The following is an 18,591-nucleotide window of genomic DNA, read 5'->3' on the forward strand; positions in this document are numbered from 1 at the left end:
ATGCTGAATCGTTGGAATATGCATATAAAGCAGGTGCAAACGTGGTAACACCGCTGCAATTAATTGTAACTTTAATGCGGGCACCGCTTGCATTTTACAAAATTGAAAGAATGATGGATAGTTACAAAGAAACATTTGAAACCTGGAACAAAGTAGCATCGCTATACCAGGATAAGTTTATGCACCTGGACCTGTATAATGAAACCTATGATTTTATTTGTGATTCAATTGCTGTTGAAAATGCTGCCATATTAGAGATTGGTTGCGGCCCCGGAAACATCACTACATATCTTTTACACAAACGTGCCGGTTTTAATATCCTTGGTATTGATATTGCGCCCAATATGATTGCATTGGCAAAAAAGAATAATCCTGCTGCAAACTTTGCTGTAATGGACAGCAGGGCAATTGATCAGTTAACCACAACATTTGATGGTATTATTATTGGTTTTTGTTTGCCTTATTTAGCACCTGCTGATAGTGAAAAATTAATTGCAGATGCCCATACATTATTAAATGAAGACGGTTTTATTTATTTAAGTTTTGTAGAAGGTGATCCGGATAAATCCGGCTATCAGACTGCGAGTACCGGCGACAGGACTTATTTCTATTATTATGAGCTGGATAAATTAAAAGAACAGTTTATTGCTAATGGATTTGAAATACTACGATTATTTAATGTGGAGTATGAAAGATCAGCTACGGAGAAAGAGATACATACCATATTAACTGCAAAGAAAAAAACTGTATAGCCAATTTTAATTACGGATAGTTTTCATTTTGTAAGTAGTTTTACAAAAAATATAAAATGTCTAAAACAAAAATTACGGTTAACAATAACGGATCGTTGAAAATAGAAGGCGATTTTGAAGTAGTGGATAGAAATGGCGGCGTGTATAATTTACAAGGCAGGGAAGTAGTTTCTTTTTGCCGCTGTGGCCTTTCTAAAAATAAACCGTTTTGCGATGGTTCTCACAACGGGCATTTTGAACATGAGGCGGTTGCTTTTGATCTGCCACCAAAAAAATCCTGAGTTTAGTTTACACACTTTTAAAATAAAGTAAACATAATGAAGACCAAAACACCTGCACAATTAAAAGATGGTGACCAGTGTAAGGTTACAGGAGGAACGCATGCCGGAAAATCCGGTACGGTCAGAGACATCAATACCAGCAAAACAGGCCACATTACAATAACTGTTGAACAAAAAAATGGTATCCGTTTTAAGACATTAGGTAAGAATGTAGAGGTTTTGCAATAAAAAAACAACCCCAATACTGAAGAACATATTGAGGCTGTTGTGCTTATACTTACGAAACCTGATCAATTCTTTTTTAATGCCAGAACTGGCTTTTGGTATTGTGCCTTCTGAATTTTTGCACGGCATCAAAATTTGTTTGCAATAATTTGTTGCTGCCCTGCGGTTGCGCCTGTTGCCAGGCCGAGGCTGATTTAAATGCCATCACCATATCGTAATCCATGGCTACCTGTCCCGAATCGAAAGGTACCGTACCATAATTATCCCTGAACCATAAATTCCAGGTAGCACTTCCGGGTGTATAGACAAAAAATGCGGTATCTGTTTGTTTAGGGAATGGTGCCGGTAACAGAAATGAGTTAAATGTATACTGCGAAGGAAGATGACAACTCATACAGGAAGATAAGGCCAGCTTATTATATTTTTTACCGGTGCTTACATCCACTGCCTGCTGTGCAACAGCACCATCATTAGGGCCACTCAACCTACCACCCCATCCTAAAGTTTCTGTGCTATAGGCTGGCGCTTTGGGATTAATCACTGTCTCTTTTAATTTAGGATAAGGCGGAGCAACAGGGCTGATCACATCAGGGTCGTTACCCCATATCGCACCTAATGGTACCATCTTATCCCACAACGAACCGTTCACATTCATATCATAAACAAAAGTAGAATACACCCAACCTGTTTTAGGCGCAGTTTTACTATCCTTTACAATCACATCCATTTGAAAAAAGCTTACCGTACGAACTTTATAAACAGTATCACTTGGAAAATTCCGTATGGTGCCAATGGTATCATAAATGCTGAATGTTGCGGCATCTTTCATTACCGGCCAGTCGGGATAATTAATGTTTGAAAAAGCAAATTTCACAATCACACTGCCTTCTTTAAATTGTGCGGCATCATTTACCAGGTTAATTTTCTGGCCGGTTGTACCCCATATTTGTCCTACAGTATATGCTGCAGTTGAATCATATAACACCAGGGCATACCCTGCCTCATCCTGTTTGAGTGTTTTAAAACTGTTGGCCGGGTTGCCGTTACCTAAATAAGTGCCCAGTATGGCTTCTCTTTGCGATCCCATCCATGGTTCCTGGAACCAACCATATTTAGCTGCAGTCCAGTTTTTGTTATCATTAAAAAACGGCAATACGTTTGGTGCAACATACATTTTTAGCGCATCCATATAAGCAAATACATTGGCTTCGGAAATGGGTTGGCCCTTTAAAGCTTGTTGCCAGCTGGGGTTAACCACTGTTTTGGGTGTTGTTGGATAATTATGACTGAGTACGAAAAGCGGGCCGCTGTATTGCTGCTGCGTTGGTGCTGAATCCCTGTAGTTTTGAAAAGCACCATTTGGTATGGCGGCCATTGCTAATGGCGCTGGTTTCTTTTCTCCATCTGCAGATTTGTCGTTGCCATTATTATTACAACTGTATGTAACAACTACTATCACAACCAACATAACTATAACAGTTGAAAGAAGAAATATTTTTTTCATTTGGTGTAAGTTTTGGGATGATGAATTGTGTACGTATTTTCATAAATGTATTTCGATAAAATTACTTTTGCAATACTTCCATCAAAAACACGTATTTATACTGGTAGAAAAAATTCTATACAAGCATTGTTACAAAAGTGTATTTGCTTATTTAATTTTGACTGCATGTTGTAAGCTTTACGAATGAATTGTATACTTCAATAAATTATTTGTCGCAGGTTAATTGTATGCTGCAGGAATATTTTACAGATGGTTAAAATGAATTGTTTCTTCTTATATTCGTACTCAAGTAAATACAGCGGTTTAAATGAAAACTAAAACTTCACGTAATATAATTAGCAGCATTTTTTTATTCCCGCTGTTCTTCCCTGTTTTTTTAAAAGCCCAATATAAATACCTGATACCTTTTTGCGACCATGGTACTTATGGATATTGCGATACCAACGGTGTAATTAAAATAAAACCTCAGTTTTACAATGCAGAGCAGTTCACACTGGGATATGCTTTTGTTGATGCAGGAGGCGGAAAAAATATAATTGACACCACCGGCAAATTATTATTGCCGGTAAATTATGCCAGGCTGAATTTCGTTGGCCTTTCTTTTAAAAGTGAAATAGTAATTGGTGAAGATTATGAACGTAAAGGTTATGTTTATGACCTGCAAAATCAGCAATTATTGAACCAGGGAACTAACGTGATATTTGGAGTAAAGAACCTGTATGTAGAGAATAGCAGGTATTTTACTATAAATGGAGAACAGGTAAGCAATCGTGGTATTTATGATGTTGTTGTAAAAAAGTTTATTTATAAAACCCAATTCTCTTATATTAAAGTGGAAGAAGATAATGAAGTAGTAAAGAAAGTGAAAGGCCGGAGTTATTTCGTTATTAGCGAAGGCAATGGTAATAGTTTTTTTAGTCCTCAGAAAATGAGCTTTGCTTACCTGCAAAACGGCTCAGTTACAGTTTATACCAAGCCTCCTCAAAAACAAGCAACAACTAAACCGGAAATGCTGAAGGAAGGAATGTCTGTATCTAAATCTAATTCTATGGATGCGATGATACCTGCAACAGACATGCCTAAAATAATTCCCTTTTATACAGGTTCAAAAATGGGAATCATCGTTAATGAAATTAAAAATAAGATTTTTATAAAAGCGGATACCCTGAAACCTGTTTTTGATTCTATTATATTCCCTTGTGGCACTAAAGATGCATGGAGCTGTTGTTTTGTAAAATTGCATCATCAATGGGGTGTATGGAATTGGGAGCATGACGTACTCACTGCAGTTGTATACGATACCATAAAGGCGGGTAATGAATTTTGTAACTATTTTATTACAATGAAAAATAAAAAATCAGGATTACTATATGATACCAGTTTATTGCTTATGCCTGAATATGATAAAATTGAACCTTTGAATGATGGTGGTTATTCGCTGCAACAAAATAATAAATACGGCTATTTCAACAAATATTTTTACGAAGATGATTCACTTGCAGACAGAAGTTTATTAACTCCTTGTATTTTTGATGTAAGGTTGGCTGCCGCTATCACTATTTACCCGGTAAATGGAAAAATGGTGATGAAAAAAAGTGATAGTTTTTTAGCATCTATTGAAGGTACACCTTACCGCATTTTATTACAAAGCTCACCCGGGTATAGTGCTAACTATATGCATAAATATGTTTCGGCCACAGGAAAAAAATTTTATAAGTAAGAGCCTTTCCTGCCCTGCTTCAACATTACTGCAATAGTATTGTCGCCTGCAAACCAGTGGCAGATCACAATTTCACTGATCGCCCTTTTTTCTTTATCTTCAGCAGTAAATTAGCAACTGCAATATTTTTAATACACAACACTATGAAAATAATACTGCTTATAGGTAGTTGTTCTATCTGGTTATTATGCAACAGTTGTTTGGTGGAAAAGACAAAATACGGCACCGTTATTTCTAAGAGAAAAAATGAACAGTTTACTTCCGAAGGTTATAGCATTACAAAAAATGGACAATTCAAACTGAAAAATAAATTTCAATTAACTGATACCCTCCTGCTTTCTCCATCAAAAGTATACCAGTCCTATTGCTACGAAACATACGAATACTTTAAATTTTATGATAACGGCAGGGTTTTAAATTGGGCTATTAATACTGACCCAAAGCATATGACAACTGCCCCCAAATATTTGTGCGGTTATTATGTTTTAAAAAATGACGAATTAAAAATAGAACTGAGTTCTATAGCAACATTTACATTCGGGGATTCTTATGATATATTAGTGATAAAGGGAAAAGCCTTTGGTGATAGTATAAAATTTTATAAGGATCAGTGGGGAGGAACGGGCAGGAATATTGGTCACTATGGTGGAAGAAAAAATGAAAAAGGTGAAGACATCTCATTTGTGCGGACGAATAAAAATTTTATCGGCCCCCAACCCGGCTGGTAAATATTTACGGCTTTCTCCTTTATGGTAATCTTAATAATTTAATTACTAACCTGATTTTTTATAAACCAGCTAAATGAAAACAGCTATTATACTACTCTGCCTTTTCTTTCTTTGTTATATTTCCTCAGCACAAACTGACAGTGTGCATAAAGTAAATGCAGATACTGCAAAAGTAAAAAAGGATAAAAAAGCCGGCCGCAATATGGTTGTCACCCTTGCCTATCATACCGGTACTACAAGATCTTACGAATTGTCGTTATCGAAAGGACATACAGTAGAAACCGGTGGTTATCCCGGTTATTTCAGCCAGTATGGTTTTGGTGCAGAATTATTTTATAAAGCAAAAACTTATTTTGCAGCTCCAAAAATTTCGTACGAGCTGGATCCTTATCTTCCTCCCATGTGCTTATCAAGAATGAATTTGCTGTACGTTACAGATTTTAAAAACAAAGGAAGTTTAAAATACAGGCATGAAATTGGTTTTAGCTTTGGTGGCCGGTTTAATATTAACTACGGTTATACCATTAATATAACTAACAAAGATTTTTGCAACACTTCGCATTCGTTAAACCTGCAGTGCAATTTTTTTATTGGCGGAAGGAAGGTTGAATTTATACGTGAATAATTTAGGTTTCTTCCAACTGTCTCATGTGATCGCTGTTTGTAAATGTGCCCGCATTATGGTTTCACTTACACGAATAAGCCTTGCGGAACTACACCTCCTGTAGAAAAATTTCCAAAAATTTCTATTTTCACCAGAAAAGCAATAACCCATAATCGCTCCCGTTTTCTTACCCTGTATTTTAATTTATAAAACCATATCCCTTAAAAAATCAGCAACATGAAGATTACATCTTTACAAAATTCTCCCCTTATTTTATTCTCCAATTCACTTAAGTACTTTCTGCATTTGCCTCAAAAAATTTATTTTTCAGGCTTGCTGGTATTAAGCTTTTTCTGTGTTACTAATGTAAATGCGCAGGTAAACAGCTACAGCTTTAGCACCACTACCGGTAATGTTTTAGAAACCGGAGGCTTTACCAATTTACTGGGTTCAAATCTTGATGATGATTTTTCTGCAATGGCTAATATTGGATTTACTTTTAATTTTGGCGGCGCTAATTATACCAATTTCAGTGTTACCTCCAATGGATTACTGGCATTTGGTATTTCAGCTACAACAGAATATGATAATAATATTTCCAGTATAACAGGTCCTTACCTTGCCCCTTACTGGGATGATAATATTACCGATGTGAATGGAAATGTGCAATATAAATTAATGGGAGTAGCCGGCAGTAGAAAACTGGTGGTGGAATATAATCTTTCTGCTTACGGAAGCGGAGGTGGCGCAGACAAACATTTTCAGGTATGGTTATTTGAAACTTCCAACAAGATCATGTTTGTGTATGGCAATGGCAATAACACCAATAGTGGTTTTTCAGTTGCTGTTTTAACTGATGGCAACACAGATTTTATGAGTATCAATACAGCTACCAATACTGTTAGTACAATAACACAGGAAGATAATAATACTACATGGCCTGGTGCAGGCACGTCTTATATTATCAACGGAGCTATTCTGTTGCCGGTTAGCATTGTAAATTTCAGTGGTTATAAAGATGGTAACCGCAACCAGTTGCAATGGACAACTGCCACTGAGAATAATAATCTTGGTTTTGAACTGCAACGTTCTGCTGACGGTATAACTTATACAGCAATCGGTTTTGTAAATTCACTGGCACAAGGTGGTAACAGTTCACGTGAATTGAATTATACTTTCACTGATAATAATCCAATTGGCAGCAGGCAATATTATCGTTTTAGCCAGGTGGATATTAATAACCATAGTAAACTCAGTAATGTTGTACGAATTGATGGAGATAAACCATTAGTAATAAAAGTAGATGGCGTTTTTCCTAACCCTGCCATTACAACGGTTAACATACAGGTAAATGCACCAGCTAAGAGTAAGCTTACTGTATACCTTGTGGATAACACCGGAAGAGTAGCCATGCAGCAGGATATCAATGTAGAAACAGGCAAAAATATTGTGCCAATAGATATCAGTAAACTAGCAAACGCCAACTATACATTAAAAGTTAGCAGCGGCCTTGGTAATGCAGCAGCATTTAAGGTGATGGTGATAAAATAGGCAAGTCCGGAAATGGTGAGACAGAAATCTCTCCTTTATTCTTAATAAAATACTACAATGAGGTTGGTGAATTGCACAGGATAAGTGCTTCACCAACCTCATTTTTATTGGTATAACAAACTTTCCTTTCTGCCATTTACTCCAGGATATGCCTCAACAATTATTTGGATACGAAAAAATTTGGGTTAAGCAGAGATATCAGTATTTTTGAATCTTGTACCATTATTATACTGTATGTTTTACTTGTCTCCCTACTTTTATTATATCACCGTTGGTCTCCAGGTTATTTGTGCTATCCATTGTATACGAAAAGACAACCAGGCGAAATGGTTGTGGCTGATCATATTTTTGCCTGTTGTAGGTAGCCTGATCTATATTTTTACTGAAATGTTCAGCGGCAACGATGTGCAAAAAGTACAATCGGGTGTGGGAGCTGTTTTTAATCCATCAGGTAAAATAAAAAAGCTGGAAGACAATTTACGCTTTGCAGATACTTTTGCTAATAAAGTAGCGCTGGCTGATGCATATCTTGAAGCAAAGCAAACGCAAAGAGCCATCACCTTGTATGAATCCTGCCTTTCAGGAAATTTTACCACGCATGAATACGTAAACATTCAATTGATAAATGCTTATGCAGACCTGAAGCAGTATGATAATATTATTCCGCTGGCAAAACAAATTTATACCCTTCCGCAATTTGCCCGTTCCCGTGCACATATGCTTTATGCCATTGCGCTATCACATACCGGTAATGCAGATGAAGCTGAAAAAGAATTTAAATTATTAAAAGGCAGGTTCTCCAATTATGAAAGCCGTTATTGGTATGGTAGTTTTTTATTGCGTATGAACAGAAATGAAGATGCTAAAAAAATATATGAAGAAATGCTGGGTGAATTAGCGCACCTGGACGGCAAAGAAAAAAGAAATAACAGAATTTGGTTTAATTATGCCAGGGAAGACCTGAAAAAAATAAATAATGCTGCATAACATATTTATCAACCCAAAAACAATTCATTATACGCATTGCCATTTAAGGATATTAAAAAGCATATCGCTTACAGGTATTTTATTTCTCTTCCTGGCAGGACAAATAGCTGCACAACAAAAAACAAGCTGCTTTATTAAAACAACATTAGGTACTATCACGATAGAACTTTATCCATCAAAAGCTCCAATTACTGTTGCCAATTTTTTAAAGTATGTAGATGCCCATTTATACGACAGCAGTTCTTTCTTTCGTTCGGTTACCTTACAAAATCAACCCAAAGATTCCATTAAGATTGAAGTGATACAAGGCGGCAATATCGATTCAACAAAAGACTTTGCTCCTATCCTGCTTGAAACAACAAAGCATACAGGCATCCTGCATAAAAACGGTACTATCTCCATGGCAAGGTCTGGCCCCAACACAGCAACGTCCAGTTTTTTTATTTGCATTAACGATCAGCCTGCATTGGATTATGGTGGCAAAAGAAATAAAGACGGACAAGGTTTTGCCGCTTTTGGAAAAGTAATTAAAGGTATGGATGTGGTAAAAAAGATCCAGCAACTCTACCCAAAACAAGGACAATATTTTAAACCGCCGGTACTTATTTTGTCTGTTATCCGGAAATAAGCATATGGAAAATTACCAGCCAGCTTGCTGTGTTATCCTGAATAATTGCTGCCTGTTATATGCAAAAATTCTAAAGCAATAACCAGTACTGCTTTAGAATTAATTTATAAATAATTTTTTAACTCAATTATTTTGCTACCGTAACATCGTTACTGATACCATTCTTTTGTAAATAAGTCAGCAACTCACTATCACTAAGCATACTTACTTTTTTCACATTTATCTGCCCGGTAAGTTCTTTATAACTCTTAGTACGATTGGTAACAAAAGGGCCACCTAATGTGGTTTCGTTTGTATTTGCAGCAAGGTCAAGCACATTTAACTGCGATACATTATCAGGGCGAACCGGGTAGTTATTATCAATTAATTCGGCATCCTGGATGATGATCTTGCCATCTTTAGCTACATGCACTTTAATTTTTTTGATTCCGTAATAGTTTTTATCGTTGATAGAAAACCAACTGTGTGAATAGCCGGCGTATTTGCCGTTCACTTTAGTGATCAACACTTCATACGGTAAAGATTTTTTAGTGGAATCGTTGTACATAGTGCCTTTCCAAAGGCCGGTAATATCCTGGCAAAATGCAAAGACTGGGAAGCATAGCGCTACCAGTGTGGGTATAAAATATTTCATACAGACGGATTTTAGGGTTACTGCTCCTTAAACGTATATATTGCTATTTTATTTGAAAAAAAGGTAATTTTTTATTTTTTTAAGGAGAGAAACCGGAGCTGACTTTTTTTATATTGAAAATCAATCCACTAAGGCCTTGGGTTTAAGGCAATAAAAATGGAATTAGTTTTATCTTTATTACCTATGGGCAATCCTGCATTTCGTTTTGTAAAAACAATTTTTCTGTTATTTTTATACGGCTTAACTCTCCTTTCCTGCAACCGTATTAAAAGAAAAGGACATGCTATTATTGATTCTGCTACTGTTGTTGTAAAAGAGAAAAAAAACCTGGTAGTAGAAAAAATATTCCCTCATTTTGATGCAGATACACCCGATACAAAATATAACCAGCAAAGATTCCTGGAATTTTTTGAATTCGCCCCTACTACGGACGTAAAGAAATTATATTGCTATGCCGACAGGATGGGCATTGATGCTTCTTACTGGTTTAGTTTTATATGTGCCGATAGTACTGTTGAAAAAATAAAAAATAAACTTCAATTGAAATGGGACCAGCAATTTTCTGTAGTAAGAAACATGGAGGGGAAGATAATTGACACAATGTATTACAAGAGTAATTATTTACAGGGTGGGTTAAACTCCTCACCCACCCGCTGGTGGGATACCGCATTTATCAATAACCACACTGCTTATGGAAAAGTACAAGGCCATATTAATTCCTATTTGTGGCATGACAGCAAAAAGAAAAAAGTGTATTTTTTCTCTTTTGATCTGTAATGGCAATTTAAAATTTAATGGAAATAATATCATTACTGCATCTTAATAATAAACTCTAATGCTTAAATTATTTTTTTACTGTTTTACCATTGCCTTGTTTAGCTGCCAGGGTAACAGTGATGAGCATACCCCTGCTGTGCAACAAAAATCACCGGCAATTGATACCATTGTAAAACCTTACGAGTTTGATTGTTTCAAATCGGCTGATACTGTCCGGCAAATGAATGCCAGGGCTTGTGCAGATTATTTTTACAAGATCATCGACAGTCAATATGTATTGGTTTTACACCTGGCTGCAACTGTACAATATGACAGCTGTTTTAAAATTCATATTGACACAGCAACCGGCAGCACAGCAGAATTAATCATATATCAACCCGGCAAGGCTACTTTGTTTGAATATTGCAATGATTATGGCAATGGAATTGTGCCCATAAAAAATATCAGGGGGGCTGTTGGTGATATTTATGTAAAATTCTATCATCCCACCGAATACAGGGGAACGGATAAGCCAACAGCGTCTATTTTTGTGCGCAATATCATCTTTACTGACACAACTAATAATTCAACCATTAAATTTCAGAACGAATTGTATTGGAAGGTAGCGCAATGGGGGCCTGCAGGTTAAGTGATGCGTCAACCCTGTATAATACTATCGCTATGCTTACCTGCCCGATTACCATCACTTAAAAATTCTTATCTTTAAATAACTATGATCTCACTACGTTATGCGCTTACCAATGAAGACTTTGCAAATTTCTCTGTGTATGTACAAATTGATGCTCCAGGCAAAAAGAGATTGATCTATAAAAGCCTGCGGCCATTGATCATTATTTTTTCCATTGTTTGTATCTACAATATTTCATTGGCTGTTCAGTCCGGCAATATCAGCCCGGTTGATTTTATTGGTGTGCCAATCATTTTATTCCTCTTTTTTTTTCCTGTACTTTCTGCCAGGCCAAGATTAAGAAAGCAGGCATTAAAATATGCTGCCAACAGTGAAAATGCTGCCGTGTTTAATATGACGGATTATATTTTTTCTGAAACCGGTGTGGTGGTTAAAGATAGCGTTAAAGAAACAAAATTTCAATGGGCTGCTTTTATAAAAAAACAAGAAACCCCGGAATATATTTACCTGTTTTTGCATTCCACCAGTGCACTCATCATTCCTAAAAAAATGATACGGTCAGAGGTGGAAAAAGAGCAGCTGTCAAAATTATTATCACAGTATATAAGTTTTGATGCAGAAGTGGGTCACCTGGTAAATACATAAAATGTACGCTATTCAATAAAAACAATTTCACTTTTATAATTGTTGTATAAAAAACGCAACATGGACCTGTTCAGTAACGAACTACCTGAAAATATAAATTTATTACCTGGGGAAGGAACGGTTAATTATTATGGCAGGTTAATGCCAGTGCATCAAGCCAATCATTACCTTGATGTTTTGCTACATACAATTGATTGGAAAAATGATGAAGCGTTTATCATGGGTAAACACATCATCACCAAAAGAAAAGTGGCCTGGTATGGTGATACTGATTTTGACTACACTTATTCTAACACTACAAAAAAAGCATTGCTGTGGACACCGGAACTATTAGAATTGAAAGCAATGGCAGAAACAAAAACAGGAGAACAATTTAATTCCTGTTTATTGAATTTATATCACAATGGCAGTGAAGGTATGGCCTGGCATAGCGATGCTGAAAAAGCATTGAAAAAGAATGGCGCAATTGCTTCATTGAGTTTTGGCGCCGAACGGAAATTTTCTTTTAAACATAAAGTAAGCAAAACAACTGTTTCTATAGTATTGCAACATGGCAGTTTACTGGTAATGAAAGATGCCACACAAACCAACTGGCTGCACCGCTTGCCTCCTACCACGCAGGTATCAAAGCCAAGAGTGAACCTCACTTTTCGGACGATTGTTTTGTGAAACGATTTAATGCCGTGTATAAATTATCTTTTCAGAAAAATAACAATTGCTCCCGCTAATGTTAATACCAGTATTATTTTCCGGTAACCCTCATCTTTTATTGTAGCTACAATTTTTAAACCGGCAAAAAAACCGATCAGCAATGCAGGCAATAAAAAGAGATCAGTTTGCAATGAAGCAATATTAATATTTTTCCAGTAGATGACCTGGAAGGGTAATTTAAACCAGTTAATAACCAGGAATACCCAGGCTGCAGTACCAATAAAATCATTCTTAGGCATGCGCATGGCCAGGAAATAAATATTGGAAAATGCTCCGGCAAGGTTACCCAGCATAGTAGTAAAGCCCGATGCCAGCCCAAGCCCTGATGCAAAGAGTTTATTATCGGGCACCACCGGTGTTTTCCTCATCTCCAGCCAAAACATAATGATCACGGTGAGCACAATGATCACTGCCATGATCTTTCTGAACAACGCTTCATTCATATCCTTTCCTACATAAACACCTACTAAAATGCCTGCTACCATCCAGGGCAGCAGCTTCCAGAAATGCGGCCATTGGGCATGACGGTGATAATACAGTACTGCCATTACATCGGCCACACATAAGAGCGGTAATACAATGCCTGTAGATGCTTTGCCTCCAAATACAATAGCCATCAGGGTTACATTCATCATATCAATACCTTTAAGCCCTGCTTTGGAAAGCCCGATAATAAATGCGCCCAGTAAGATCAATAACCAATTAAGGTTGGAATATGCAGTTAGTATTTCCATAATGTTGTTAAGGTTGTCAACTATTTTAAAGCTTACCACCCTATTTAGCTGTCTTTAAAACAAAATATGCTCAGATGAATATTTTCTTATAAATTGTTGCTGCAATTTAAAAGTTAAATCATCATGAAATCCTTTTCAACCAAATTCCTTTTATTATCAGCTGTGTTTTTTTTATTTGCATCTTTTGTTTTTGCTGGTAAAAAACCTAAAAGAGAAATGTACCAGCTTACAGTATATCAGTATGCCACTGCGGCACAGGAAACTGTTTTGACTGGTTATTTAAAAGATGCTCTATTGCCGGCCCTGCATAAAATGGGCTATAAAAATATCGGTGTGTTTAAATCCTTAGCCAACGATACTTCCGCTATAAAAACACTGTACGTTTATATGCCCATCAAAAGCCTGGAAGACCAGGTGGCAATGGCAGAAAAATTAAGTAACGATGCCAATTATCAAACTGCAGGAGCCAGCTATATCAACGCCGTTTACACTGCACCGCCTTATACAAGAATGGAAGTGATACTGCTGAAAGCATTTCCATTAGCACCGCAAATGCAATTGCCCAATCTTACGGCACCTAAAAATGAAAGGGTGTACGAACTCCGTAGTTACGAAGGTGCTACTGAAAAAATATTTGCTAATAAGGTACAAATGTTTAACCAGGGCAACGAGATCGATATCTTTAAACGAATAAATGCCAATGCCGTTTTTTATTCGGAAGTAATTGCCGGCAGCCATATGCCCAACCTTATGTACATGACCTGCTACAACAACAAAGCAGATCGTGATGCACACTGGAAAGCTTTCAGCAGCGACCCTGCATGGAAAACATTATCGGCCTTGCCGGAATACCAGCATAATGTATCGCATATTGATATTATGTTTATACAACCGCTGGAATTTTCTGATTTTTAACGAAGTTGAAAATCTATTTTTTATCTAATTGCTGAATGATATCTGCGACAATGTCAGCAGGTTGTTTTTCAATATCTATTGTAAAAGCATCAACAGGTATTTCTAAACTGTCGAACTGAGATTGTAAAAGAGAGGAAGGCATATAATGTCCTGTACGGTTTTTGAGGCGCCTGTAGATGGTTTCGTAATCACCTCTTAAAAATACCCATAAAATATTTTCAATACCATTGCTTAATGTTTGCCGGTATTCTTCTTTAAGTGCAGAGCAGGCAATGATGGCTCCGTTATTTTGAATTTGTTCATTGGTTAGTGTATGTATCTTTTGCAACCAGTCTTTACGGTCTTCATCAGTTAATGGATGCCCCGACCTCATCTTTTCTTTATTAGCCTGCGAATGAAAATCATCTGCATCAAAAAAAGGGAGGCCGGTCTTTTGGGCAAGCAGCTCTCCTATTGTTGTTTTTCCCGAACCTGAAACACCCATGATATAAATGATCCGTTTATCCATCACTATGTACAATTTACACAACAAATGTATTATTTTAATAAACATTTTTGAAGGCCAATTGTTTCATGATAACTTTGTTCTTCATTTTTTAAAATATTTACATGAGCATAACAACAAAAATTGCATTAATAACCGGTGGTAGCCGTGGCCTGGGAAAAGATATGGCACTCAGCATTGCAAAAAAAGGTATCGATGTTATCATTACCTATCGTACTAAAGAAGCAGAGGCACAGGAGGTAGTAAAAGAAATAGAAGCAATGGGGCAAAAGGCAATTGCATTACATTTAGACATGAGCCTCTTTGCCTCTCTTAATGATTTTGTAAGAACAGTAAAAGAAACGCTGAAGATAAAATGGGATACCGGCTCATTTGATTTTTTAATTAATAATGCCGGCATGGGTGCTACAGTTCCTTTTATGGATGTTACGGAAGAATTATTCACCGATTTTTTAAATGTACATTTTAAAGGCATTTATTTTTTAACACAGCAATGTGTACCCATCTTAAATCCGGGAGGAAGAATCATTAACATTTCAACAGGCACCACCCGTTTTTCTAACCCGGGTTATTCTGTGTATGCATCTATGAAAGGCGCTATTGAGGTGTTTACAAAATACCTTGCTAAAGAATTGGGCGCTAAAGGTATTGGTGCTAATGTTGTGGCACCCGGACCAGTTGAAACTGATTTTAATAATGCTTTTATCAGGAGCAATCCGCAGGCTAAAGCCATGATGAGCAGCCTGTCTCCTCTCGGCCGTGTAGGTGCGGCTAATGATATTGGCAGCGTGGTGGCTTTTTTATGTACCGATGATGCCAGGTGGATCAATGGCCAGCGGATAGAAGTCAGCGGTGGCCTCAATACATAATTGTCTTTTTTTGCATTGAAATTAAAATTGATGATACCGGTAAAAGGAAAAACTATAGATGAGCATACAAGATGTGAGCATTACCATTCTCCATTGGATATCATTGCCATTAAAATGAAATGCTGCGATGCTTATTACCCCTGCATTTATTGCCACCAGCAGGATGCAGGGCATGATGCAATAGTATGGCCCGCAGATGAATTTGATACAAAAGCGATATTGTGTGGGGCTTGTGGTACAGAAATGACCATCAATCAATATTTACAAAGTAATTACAGTTGCCCGTTTTGCAAAGCTGCGTTTAACCCTAGCTGTAATAACCACAATCATTTTTATTTTGAAGTATAATTTTGTTGCGGGTGAGTCACCCCTTAAAGGGTGGCTTACCCTGTTGTAGCAGCAGTTATTTTAACCGGAGTGAGCCACCTTTACTGAGGTGACCCACTCCTGCTGATTGCCCTTTTGCAAAGCTGTGTACAATCCTGGCTGTAGTACCTATTTTGATTTTGAAGTATGAATTTGGCACGGGTGAGTCACCCCTTAAAGGGTGGCTTACCCTGTTGTAGCAGCGGTTATTTTAACCGGAGTGAGCCACCTTTGCTGAGGTGCCCACTCTCTTATCTTAATAAAATGCTTGTTCCTCTCCTGGTATACATCACCCCATCCACACCTAAAGCTTCAAGTACCCATACCACGGTTTGCATTTCCTGCTTTACATTTTTAAAGGTACCATCCCAGCCTTGCTTCATGGTTTGGGTTTGATAAAACAATTGTCCCCAGCGATTATATACCCTGAAATATTTTAATTGCTTAATGCCATAGAATACCGGTTTCAGGTCGTCATTAAATCCATCACCATTAGGCGTAAACGCATTAGGTACAAATATTTCGATGCTCTTTACTATTTTAACCATTTGAGTATCGGTAGTAACACAGCCTGTTTTTGTTTTTATATCAATGGTATACAATTGTTCTGTGGTTCCTTTAAATACAGGATTATAACTGGTAGCATTATCAAGATTAACAGCAGGGTTCCATAAAACAGTTTCACCAAATGACCTGGCATGCAGATCGAGTGGCAGGTTGATCACGGCCCATTCTAAGGGATAGCTAGTGGCTGGCTTAGGCCTGTCAATTACAACTGTGTGTGTGGTGGTGTGCACAGGAAAAGGGCATTGTGCAGAGCTTACCGCAAGGCTGATATTATAACTTCCTGCGGCAGTATAAATTTGTGGCGGTGGATTTTTTAAAACAGAAGTTTGTCCATTACCAAAAGACCAGGAATAACTCAATGGTGATCCTACTGTATCCTGGGTATTATTAATTACCGTAACCGGCAGCTTAAAACAAGTAGGTTCTACTGCAAAAGCTGCTACAGCATTTTGATAAATGACGATATCAAAACTGGTACTATCTGCGCAGACACTAATACTGCTCACTACCAATTTAATGGTGTACTTTCCTGCTTTTTTATAACTATAAGTAACATCTCTTGTGTTGGCTTCATTGCCATCGCCAAATGTCCATTTGTAAACCATACCACCAACAGCATTGGTACTGTTGTTCTTTAAAATATACTGGTTGCCAAAAAGACACTGATTGGGTTTATTTACAGAAAAAGCAGATACGGGCACGGATGCAATATTGATCTGTTTGGCTACAGTAGTTAATGAACAACCATTGCCGCCAAATAATATAGCATAATATAAACCTGTTTGTGTAACCCTGTAAATAGTGGAGGTGGCGCCGGGTATTGCCACGTTATCTCTAAACCACTGAATACTATCTGCCGGCTGTACTATTAAGACGGCACTATCGCCGCTGCCAATACAAAAATCAGCTTTACCCAGCAATTGAATACTGTTATCTACCAATGCCGCTTTTACAATTACGGTATCAGTGTGCAGGCATCCTCCGCCATTACTCCTTGCCGTTAGTACATAGGTTGTAGTGATATCAGGCAATGCTAATGGGTTGGCAATATCGGGGTTGGAAAGTCCTGCTGCGGGAGTCCATTGATACCTTATGCCTAACTTGGGCGGAGAACCTATGGGCACAGGGTTATGGTTACAGGAAACTGTGTCTGGCCCTGCATTGGCTTCTACAACTAAATTGTCTGTGATATCGGTATACAGAGTATCTACGCAACCGTAACCATCGTAAGGAGTAAGCACCACAGCCACCGACATACTGGTAGCAGGTGGTGGAGTAAATGTAAGTGTTTGCTGAGTACCCAATACCTGTGTAAAAGTGCTGTTGTACCAGGTATACCCCTGGTAACCGTAAGGTGCTACAACATTCACTGTTGAATCATCGGGGCAGAACGAAGCGCCTTCAAACCTGCCGCTGCATTCTGAGTTTACATCTATATATGCATAACCAAAATGCCTTCTGAAAGTGCAATCAGCAGTTTTAAAAAATAAGCGTATCCGCTTTCCTGCATTATTATCTAAATTAATAGATACAGCTGACCATTTTTTAAACCATACCGGGGTACTGCCGCCGGGATTTTCAGACATTTCAAAACCTGGTAATGGGGTACCGTAAGGAAAGAATGCAAAAGAAGAGCAAGTGATGACCTTATTATCTGTTACGTTAGTGATCTCAATCTCCATCCGGGGTTGTTCATATTGCTGGTGGTTAGGATCCTGGAAAACCACTGCATAATGATAAATAAGATTGTATTCATTTACACCGGCGGGAATAACAAATTCGTAAGACACACCTTCTGCCTCTGCCCCGCCTGATGTATTGCCCAATTTAATAGAATGTCCGCTTCCATTAGGACAGTTAACAGGAAAATTGCCATAAGGATCCATGCCGTCGCCCGGAAAAGCAGACATTATTGTATGCCTCCCTGCAATGGGGCCAGATGCTGTTAATGTAATTACATTCTGCCCGCCAACGGCAGCCACACCTCCGGTATAACAGGTCCATCCGTTAAACGTACCTTCTTCAAAATCTATATTTGGGGGGCAATCCTGTGCATTGGAAGAAATACAAAAAGTAAGCAACACAAGAGCAGATAGTATTTGCTTTGAAAAACTATAAAACCGGTTACAGATAAAGGTTTTAAAATTCAGCACATGATAAAATTGTATTACTAAAGATAAAGTTTTAATACCAGAAAACAGCAGTCAATCTTAAACCTTATATACGTACAAGAGTATGCTTAGGATGCCTGCGGGTAAAG

At 37.6% G+C, this 18,591-nt stretch carries 21 protein-coding genes; 16 read left to right on the top strand and 5 right to left on the bottom strand.

Translation table 11 applies throughout. The features are described 5' to 3' along the window. The first annotated feature begins 11 nt into the window (after positions 1–11). Genes ACQ334_RS13745 through ACQ334_RS13755 form a run of 3 tightly spaced genes read left to right on the top strand, consistent with a single transcriptional unit; the run spans position 12 to position 1,261 of the window. Complete coding sequence (locus ACQ334_RS13745) at positions 12–752, top strand: class I SAM-dependent methyltransferase (RefSeq protein ID WP_430988805.1); 741 nt, start codon at positions 12–14, stop codon at positions 750–752. 56 nt (positions 753–808) lie between these two features. Beyond that, positions 809–1,033, top strand: coding sequence for a CDGSH iron-sulfur domain-containing protein (locus ACQ334_RS13750; protein ID WP_430988806.1), 225 nt, complete (start codon positions 809–811; stop codon positions 1,031–1,033). 36 nt (positions 1,034–1,069) lie between these two features. Continuing rightward, positions 1,070–1,261, top strand: coding sequence for a KOW motif-containing protein (locus ACQ334_RS13755; RefSeq protein ID WP_430988807.1), 192 nt, complete (start codon positions 1,070–1,072; stop codon positions 1,259–1,261). 73 nt (positions 1,262–1,334) lie between these two features. Here ACQ334_RS13755 and ACQ334_RS13760 read toward each other — a convergent pair whose 3' ends face one another. After that, positions 1,335–2,762 (bottom strand): hypothetical protein, encoded by a 1,428-nt coding sequence (locus ACQ334_RS13760; protein WP_430988808.1) that lies wholly within the window; start codon positions 2,760–2,762, stop codon positions 1,335–1,337. A gap of 307 nt (positions 2,763–3,069) precedes the next feature. Here ACQ334_RS13760 and ACQ334_RS13765 point away from each other — a divergent pair, with 307 nt between their 5' ends. The 6 genes from ACQ334_RS13765 (at position 3,070) to ACQ334_RS13790 (ending at position 8,980) form a co-directional block, all read left to right on the top strand. Next, positions 3,070–4,482, top strand: coding sequence for a WG repeat-containing protein (locus ACQ334_RS13765; RefSeq protein ID WP_430988809.1), 1,413 nt, complete (start codon positions 3,070–3,072; stop codon positions 4,480–4,482). Positions 4,483–4,625: 143 nt separating this feature from the next. Continuing rightward, positions 4,626–5,210, top strand: coding sequence for a hypothetical protein (locus ACQ334_RS13770; RefSeq protein WP_430988810.1), 585 nt, complete (start codon positions 4,626–4,628; stop codon positions 5,208–5,210). A 73-nt stretch (positions 5,211–5,283) separates the two neighbouring features. After that, positions 5,284–5,835: a hypothetical protein gene (locus ACQ334_RS13775; RefSeq protein ID WP_430988811.1), complete on the top strand. Its 552-nt coding sequence runs from the start codon at positions 5,284–5,286 to the stop codon at positions 5,833–5,835. A gap of 216 nt (positions 5,836–6,051) precedes the next feature. Continuing rightward, positions 6,052–7,365 carry a T9SS type A sorting domain-containing protein gene (locus ACQ334_RS13780; RefSeq protein WP_430988812.1) on the top strand — a complete coding sequence of 438 codons (1,314 nt, stop codon included), beginning with the start codon at positions 6,052–6,054 and terminating at the stop codon, positions 7,363–7,365. Positions 7,366–7,599: 234 nt separating this feature from the next. Then, positions 7,600–8,352: a PLDc N-terminal domain-containing protein gene (locus tag ACQ334_RS13785; RefSeq protein WP_430988813.1), complete on the top strand. Its 753-nt coding sequence runs from the start codon at positions 7,600–7,602 to the stop codon at positions 8,350–8,352. Continuing rightward, positions 8,342–8,980, top strand: coding sequence for a peptidylprolyl isomerase (locus ACQ334_RS13790; protein ID WP_430988814.1), 639 nt, complete (start codon positions 8,342–8,344; stop codon positions 8,978–8,980). Before ACQ334_RS13785 ends, ACQ334_RS13790 begins: the two co-directional genes overlap by 11 nt. A 127-nt stretch (positions 8,981–9,107) precedes the next feature. On the opposite strand, the gene ACQ334_RS13795 is transcribed toward ACQ334_RS13790, so the two are convergent. Then, entirely contained in the window at positions 9,108–9,614 is a 507-nt protein-coding gene (locus tag ACQ334_RS13795) for a hypothetical protein (RefSeq protein ID WP_430988815.1), read from the bottom strand. Between the two features lie 156 nt (positions 9,615–9,770). Here ACQ334_RS13795 and ACQ334_RS13800 point away from each other — a divergent pair, with 156 nt between their 5' ends. From ACQ334_RS13800 to ACQ334_RS13815, 4 genes are all read left to right on the top strand, one after another. Then, a complete protein-coding gene (locus tag ACQ334_RS13800) occupies positions 9,771–10,391 on the top strand; it encodes a hypothetical protein (RefSeq protein ID WP_430988816.1) in 621 nt (206 codons plus the stop codon). 58 nt (positions 10,392–10,449) lie between these two features. After that, on the top strand, positions 10,450–11,019 hold the full coding sequence (locus ACQ334_RS13805) for a hypothetical protein (protein WP_430988817.1): 570 nt from the start codon (positions 10,450–10,452) through the stop codon (positions 11,017–11,019). An 84-nt stretch (positions 11,020–11,103) separates the two neighbouring features. Continuing rightward, complete coding sequence (locus ACQ334_RS13810; protein WP_430988818.1) at positions 11,104–11,664, top strand: YcxB family protein; 561 nt, start codon at positions 11,104–11,106, stop codon at positions 11,662–11,664. 60 nt (positions 11,665–11,724) lie between these two features. After that, positions 11,725–12,333, top strand: a complete 609-nt coding sequence (locus ACQ334_RS13815; protein ID WP_430988819.1) for an alpha-ketoglutarate-dependent dioxygenase AlkB family protein — start codon at positions 11,725–11,727, stop codon at positions 12,331–12,333. 23 nt (positions 12,334–12,356) lie between these two features. Here ACQ334_RS13815 and ACQ334_RS13820 read toward each other — a convergent pair whose 3' ends face one another. Further along, positions 12,357–13,109 carry a sulfite exporter TauE/SafE family protein gene (locus tag ACQ334_RS13820; protein ID WP_430988820.1) on the bottom strand — a complete coding sequence of 251 codons (753 nt, stop codon included), beginning with the start codon at positions 13,107–13,109 and terminating at the stop codon, positions 12,357–12,359. A 123-nt stretch (positions 13,110–13,232) separates the two neighbouring features. Between ACQ334_RS13820 and ACQ334_RS13825 the strand changes: the two genes are divergently transcribed. Next, the gene (locus ACQ334_RS13825) at positions 13,233–14,024 is read left to right on the top strand and encodes an NIPSNAP family protein (RefSeq protein WP_430988821.1); all 792 of its coding nucleotides are present in this window, start codon (positions 13,233–13,235) and stop codon (positions 14,022–14,024) included. Positions 14,025–14,037: 13 nt separating this feature from the next. Here ACQ334_RS13825 and ACQ334_RS13830 read toward each other — a convergent pair whose 3' ends face one another. Continuing rightward, positions 14,038–14,532 (bottom strand): gluconokinase, encoded by a 495-nt coding sequence (locus ACQ334_RS13830; RefSeq protein ID WP_430988822.1) that lies wholly within the window; start codon positions 14,530–14,532, stop codon positions 14,038–14,040. A 101-nt stretch (positions 14,533–14,633) separates the two neighbouring features. On the opposite strand from ACQ334_RS13830, the gene ACQ334_RS13835 reads away from it, so the two are divergent. Both ACQ334_RS13835 and ACQ334_RS13840 read left to right on the top strand, forming a co-directional pair. Continuing rightward, positions 14,634–15,398: an SDR family NAD(P)-dependent oxidoreductase gene (locus tag ACQ334_RS13835; protein WP_430988823.1), complete on the top strand. Its 765-nt coding sequence runs from the start codon at positions 14,634–14,636 to the stop codon at positions 15,396–15,398. A 30-nt stretch (positions 15,399–15,428) separates the two neighbouring features. Next, positions 15,429–15,746 carry a CHY zinc finger protein gene (locus ACQ334_RS13840; protein WP_430988824.1) on the top strand — a complete coding sequence of 106 codons (318 nt, stop codon included), beginning with the start codon at positions 15,429–15,431 and terminating at the stop codon, positions 15,744–15,746. 269 nt (positions 15,747–16,015) lie between these two features. On the opposite strand, the gene ACQ334_RS13845 is transcribed toward ACQ334_RS13840, so the two are convergent. Next, a complete protein-coding gene (locus ACQ334_RS13845) occupies positions 16,016–18,415 on the bottom strand; it encodes a PKD domain-containing protein (protein ID WP_430988825.1) in 2,400 nt (799 codons plus the stop codon). Positions 18,416–18,591: the final 176 nt, after the last annotated feature.

It is taken from the genome of Ferruginibacter sp. SUN106 (genome assembly GCF_050611765.1).
GTDB lineage: Bacteria > Bacteroidota > Bacteroidia > Chitinophagales > Chitinophagaceae > Ferruginibacter.

Bases quoted from the DNA above. Each gene is read 5' to 3' on its own strand.
- ACQ334_RS13770 (WP_430988810.1), top strand. From the start codon at position 4,626: ATGAAAATAATACTGCTTATAGGTAGTTGTTCTATCTGGTTATTATGC.
- ACQ334_RS13795 (WP_430988815.1), bottom strand. From the start codon at position 9,614: ATGAAATATTTTATACCCACACTGGTAGCGCTATGCTTCCCAGTCTTT.
- ACQ334_RS13775 (WP_430988811.1), top strand. From the start codon at position 5,284: ATGAAAACAGCTATTATACTACTCTGCCTTTTCTTTCTTTGTTATATT.
- ACQ334_RS13820 (WP_430988820.1), bottom strand. From the start codon at position 13,109: ATGGAAATACTAACTGCATATTCCAACCTTAATTGGTTATTGATCTTA.
- ACQ334_RS13765 (WP_430988809.1), top strand. From the start codon at position 3,070: ATGAAAACTAAAACTTCACGTAATATAATTAGCAGCATTTTTTTATTC.
- ACQ334_RS13840 (WP_430988824.1), top strand. From the start codon at position 15,429: ATGATACCGGTAAAAGGAAAAACTATAGATGAGCATACAAGATGTGAG.
- ACQ334_RS13790 (WP_430988814.1), top strand. From the start codon at position 8,342: ATGCTGCATAACATATTTATCAACCCAAAAACAATTCATTATACGCAT.
- ACQ334_RS13785 (WP_430988813.1), top strand. From the start codon at position 7,600: ATGTTTTACTTGTCTCCCTACTTTTATTATATCACCGTTGGTCTCCAG.
- ACQ334_RS13825 (WP_430988821.1), top strand. From the start codon at position 13,233: ATGAAATCCTTTTCAACCAAATTCCTTTTATTATCAGCTGTGTTTTTT.
- ACQ334_RS13830 (WP_430988822.1), bottom strand. From the start codon at position 14,532: ATGGATAAACGGATCATTTATATCATGGGTGTTTCAGGTTCGGGAAAA.
- ACQ334_RS13805 (WP_430988817.1), top strand. From the start codon at position 10,450: ATGCTTAAATTATTTTTTTACTGTTTTACCATTGCCTTGTTTAGCTGC.
- ACQ334_RS13750 (WP_430988806.1), top strand. From the start codon at position 809: ATGTCTAAAACAAAAATTACGGTTAACAATAACGGATCGTTGAAAATA.
- ACQ334_RS13800 (WP_430988816.1), top strand. From the start codon at position 9,771: ATGGAATTAGTTTTATCTTTATTACCTATGGGCAATCCTGCATTTCGT.
- ACQ334_RS13815 (WP_430988819.1), top strand. From the start codon at position 11,725: ATGGACCTGTTCAGTAACGAACTACCTGAAAATATAAATTTATTACCT.
- ACQ334_RS13835 (WP_430988823.1), top strand. From the start codon at position 14,634: ATGAGCATAACAACAAAAATTGCATTAATAACCGGTGGTAGCCGTGGC.
- ACQ334_RS13810 (WP_430988818.1), top strand. From the start codon at position 11,104: ATGATCTCACTACGTTATGCGCTTACCAATGAAGACTTTGCAAATTTC.
- ACQ334_RS13755 (WP_430988807.1), top strand. From the start codon at position 1,070: ATGAAGACCAAAACACCTGCACAATTAAAAGATGGTGACCAGTGTAAG.
- ACQ334_RS13760 (WP_430988808.1), bottom strand. From the start codon at position 2,762: ATGAAAAAAATATTTCTTCTTTCAACTGTTATAGTTATGTTGGTTGTG.
- ACQ334_RS13780 (WP_430988812.1), top strand. From the start codon at position 6,052: ATGAAGATTACATCTTTACAAAATTCTCCCCTTATTTTATTCTCCAAT.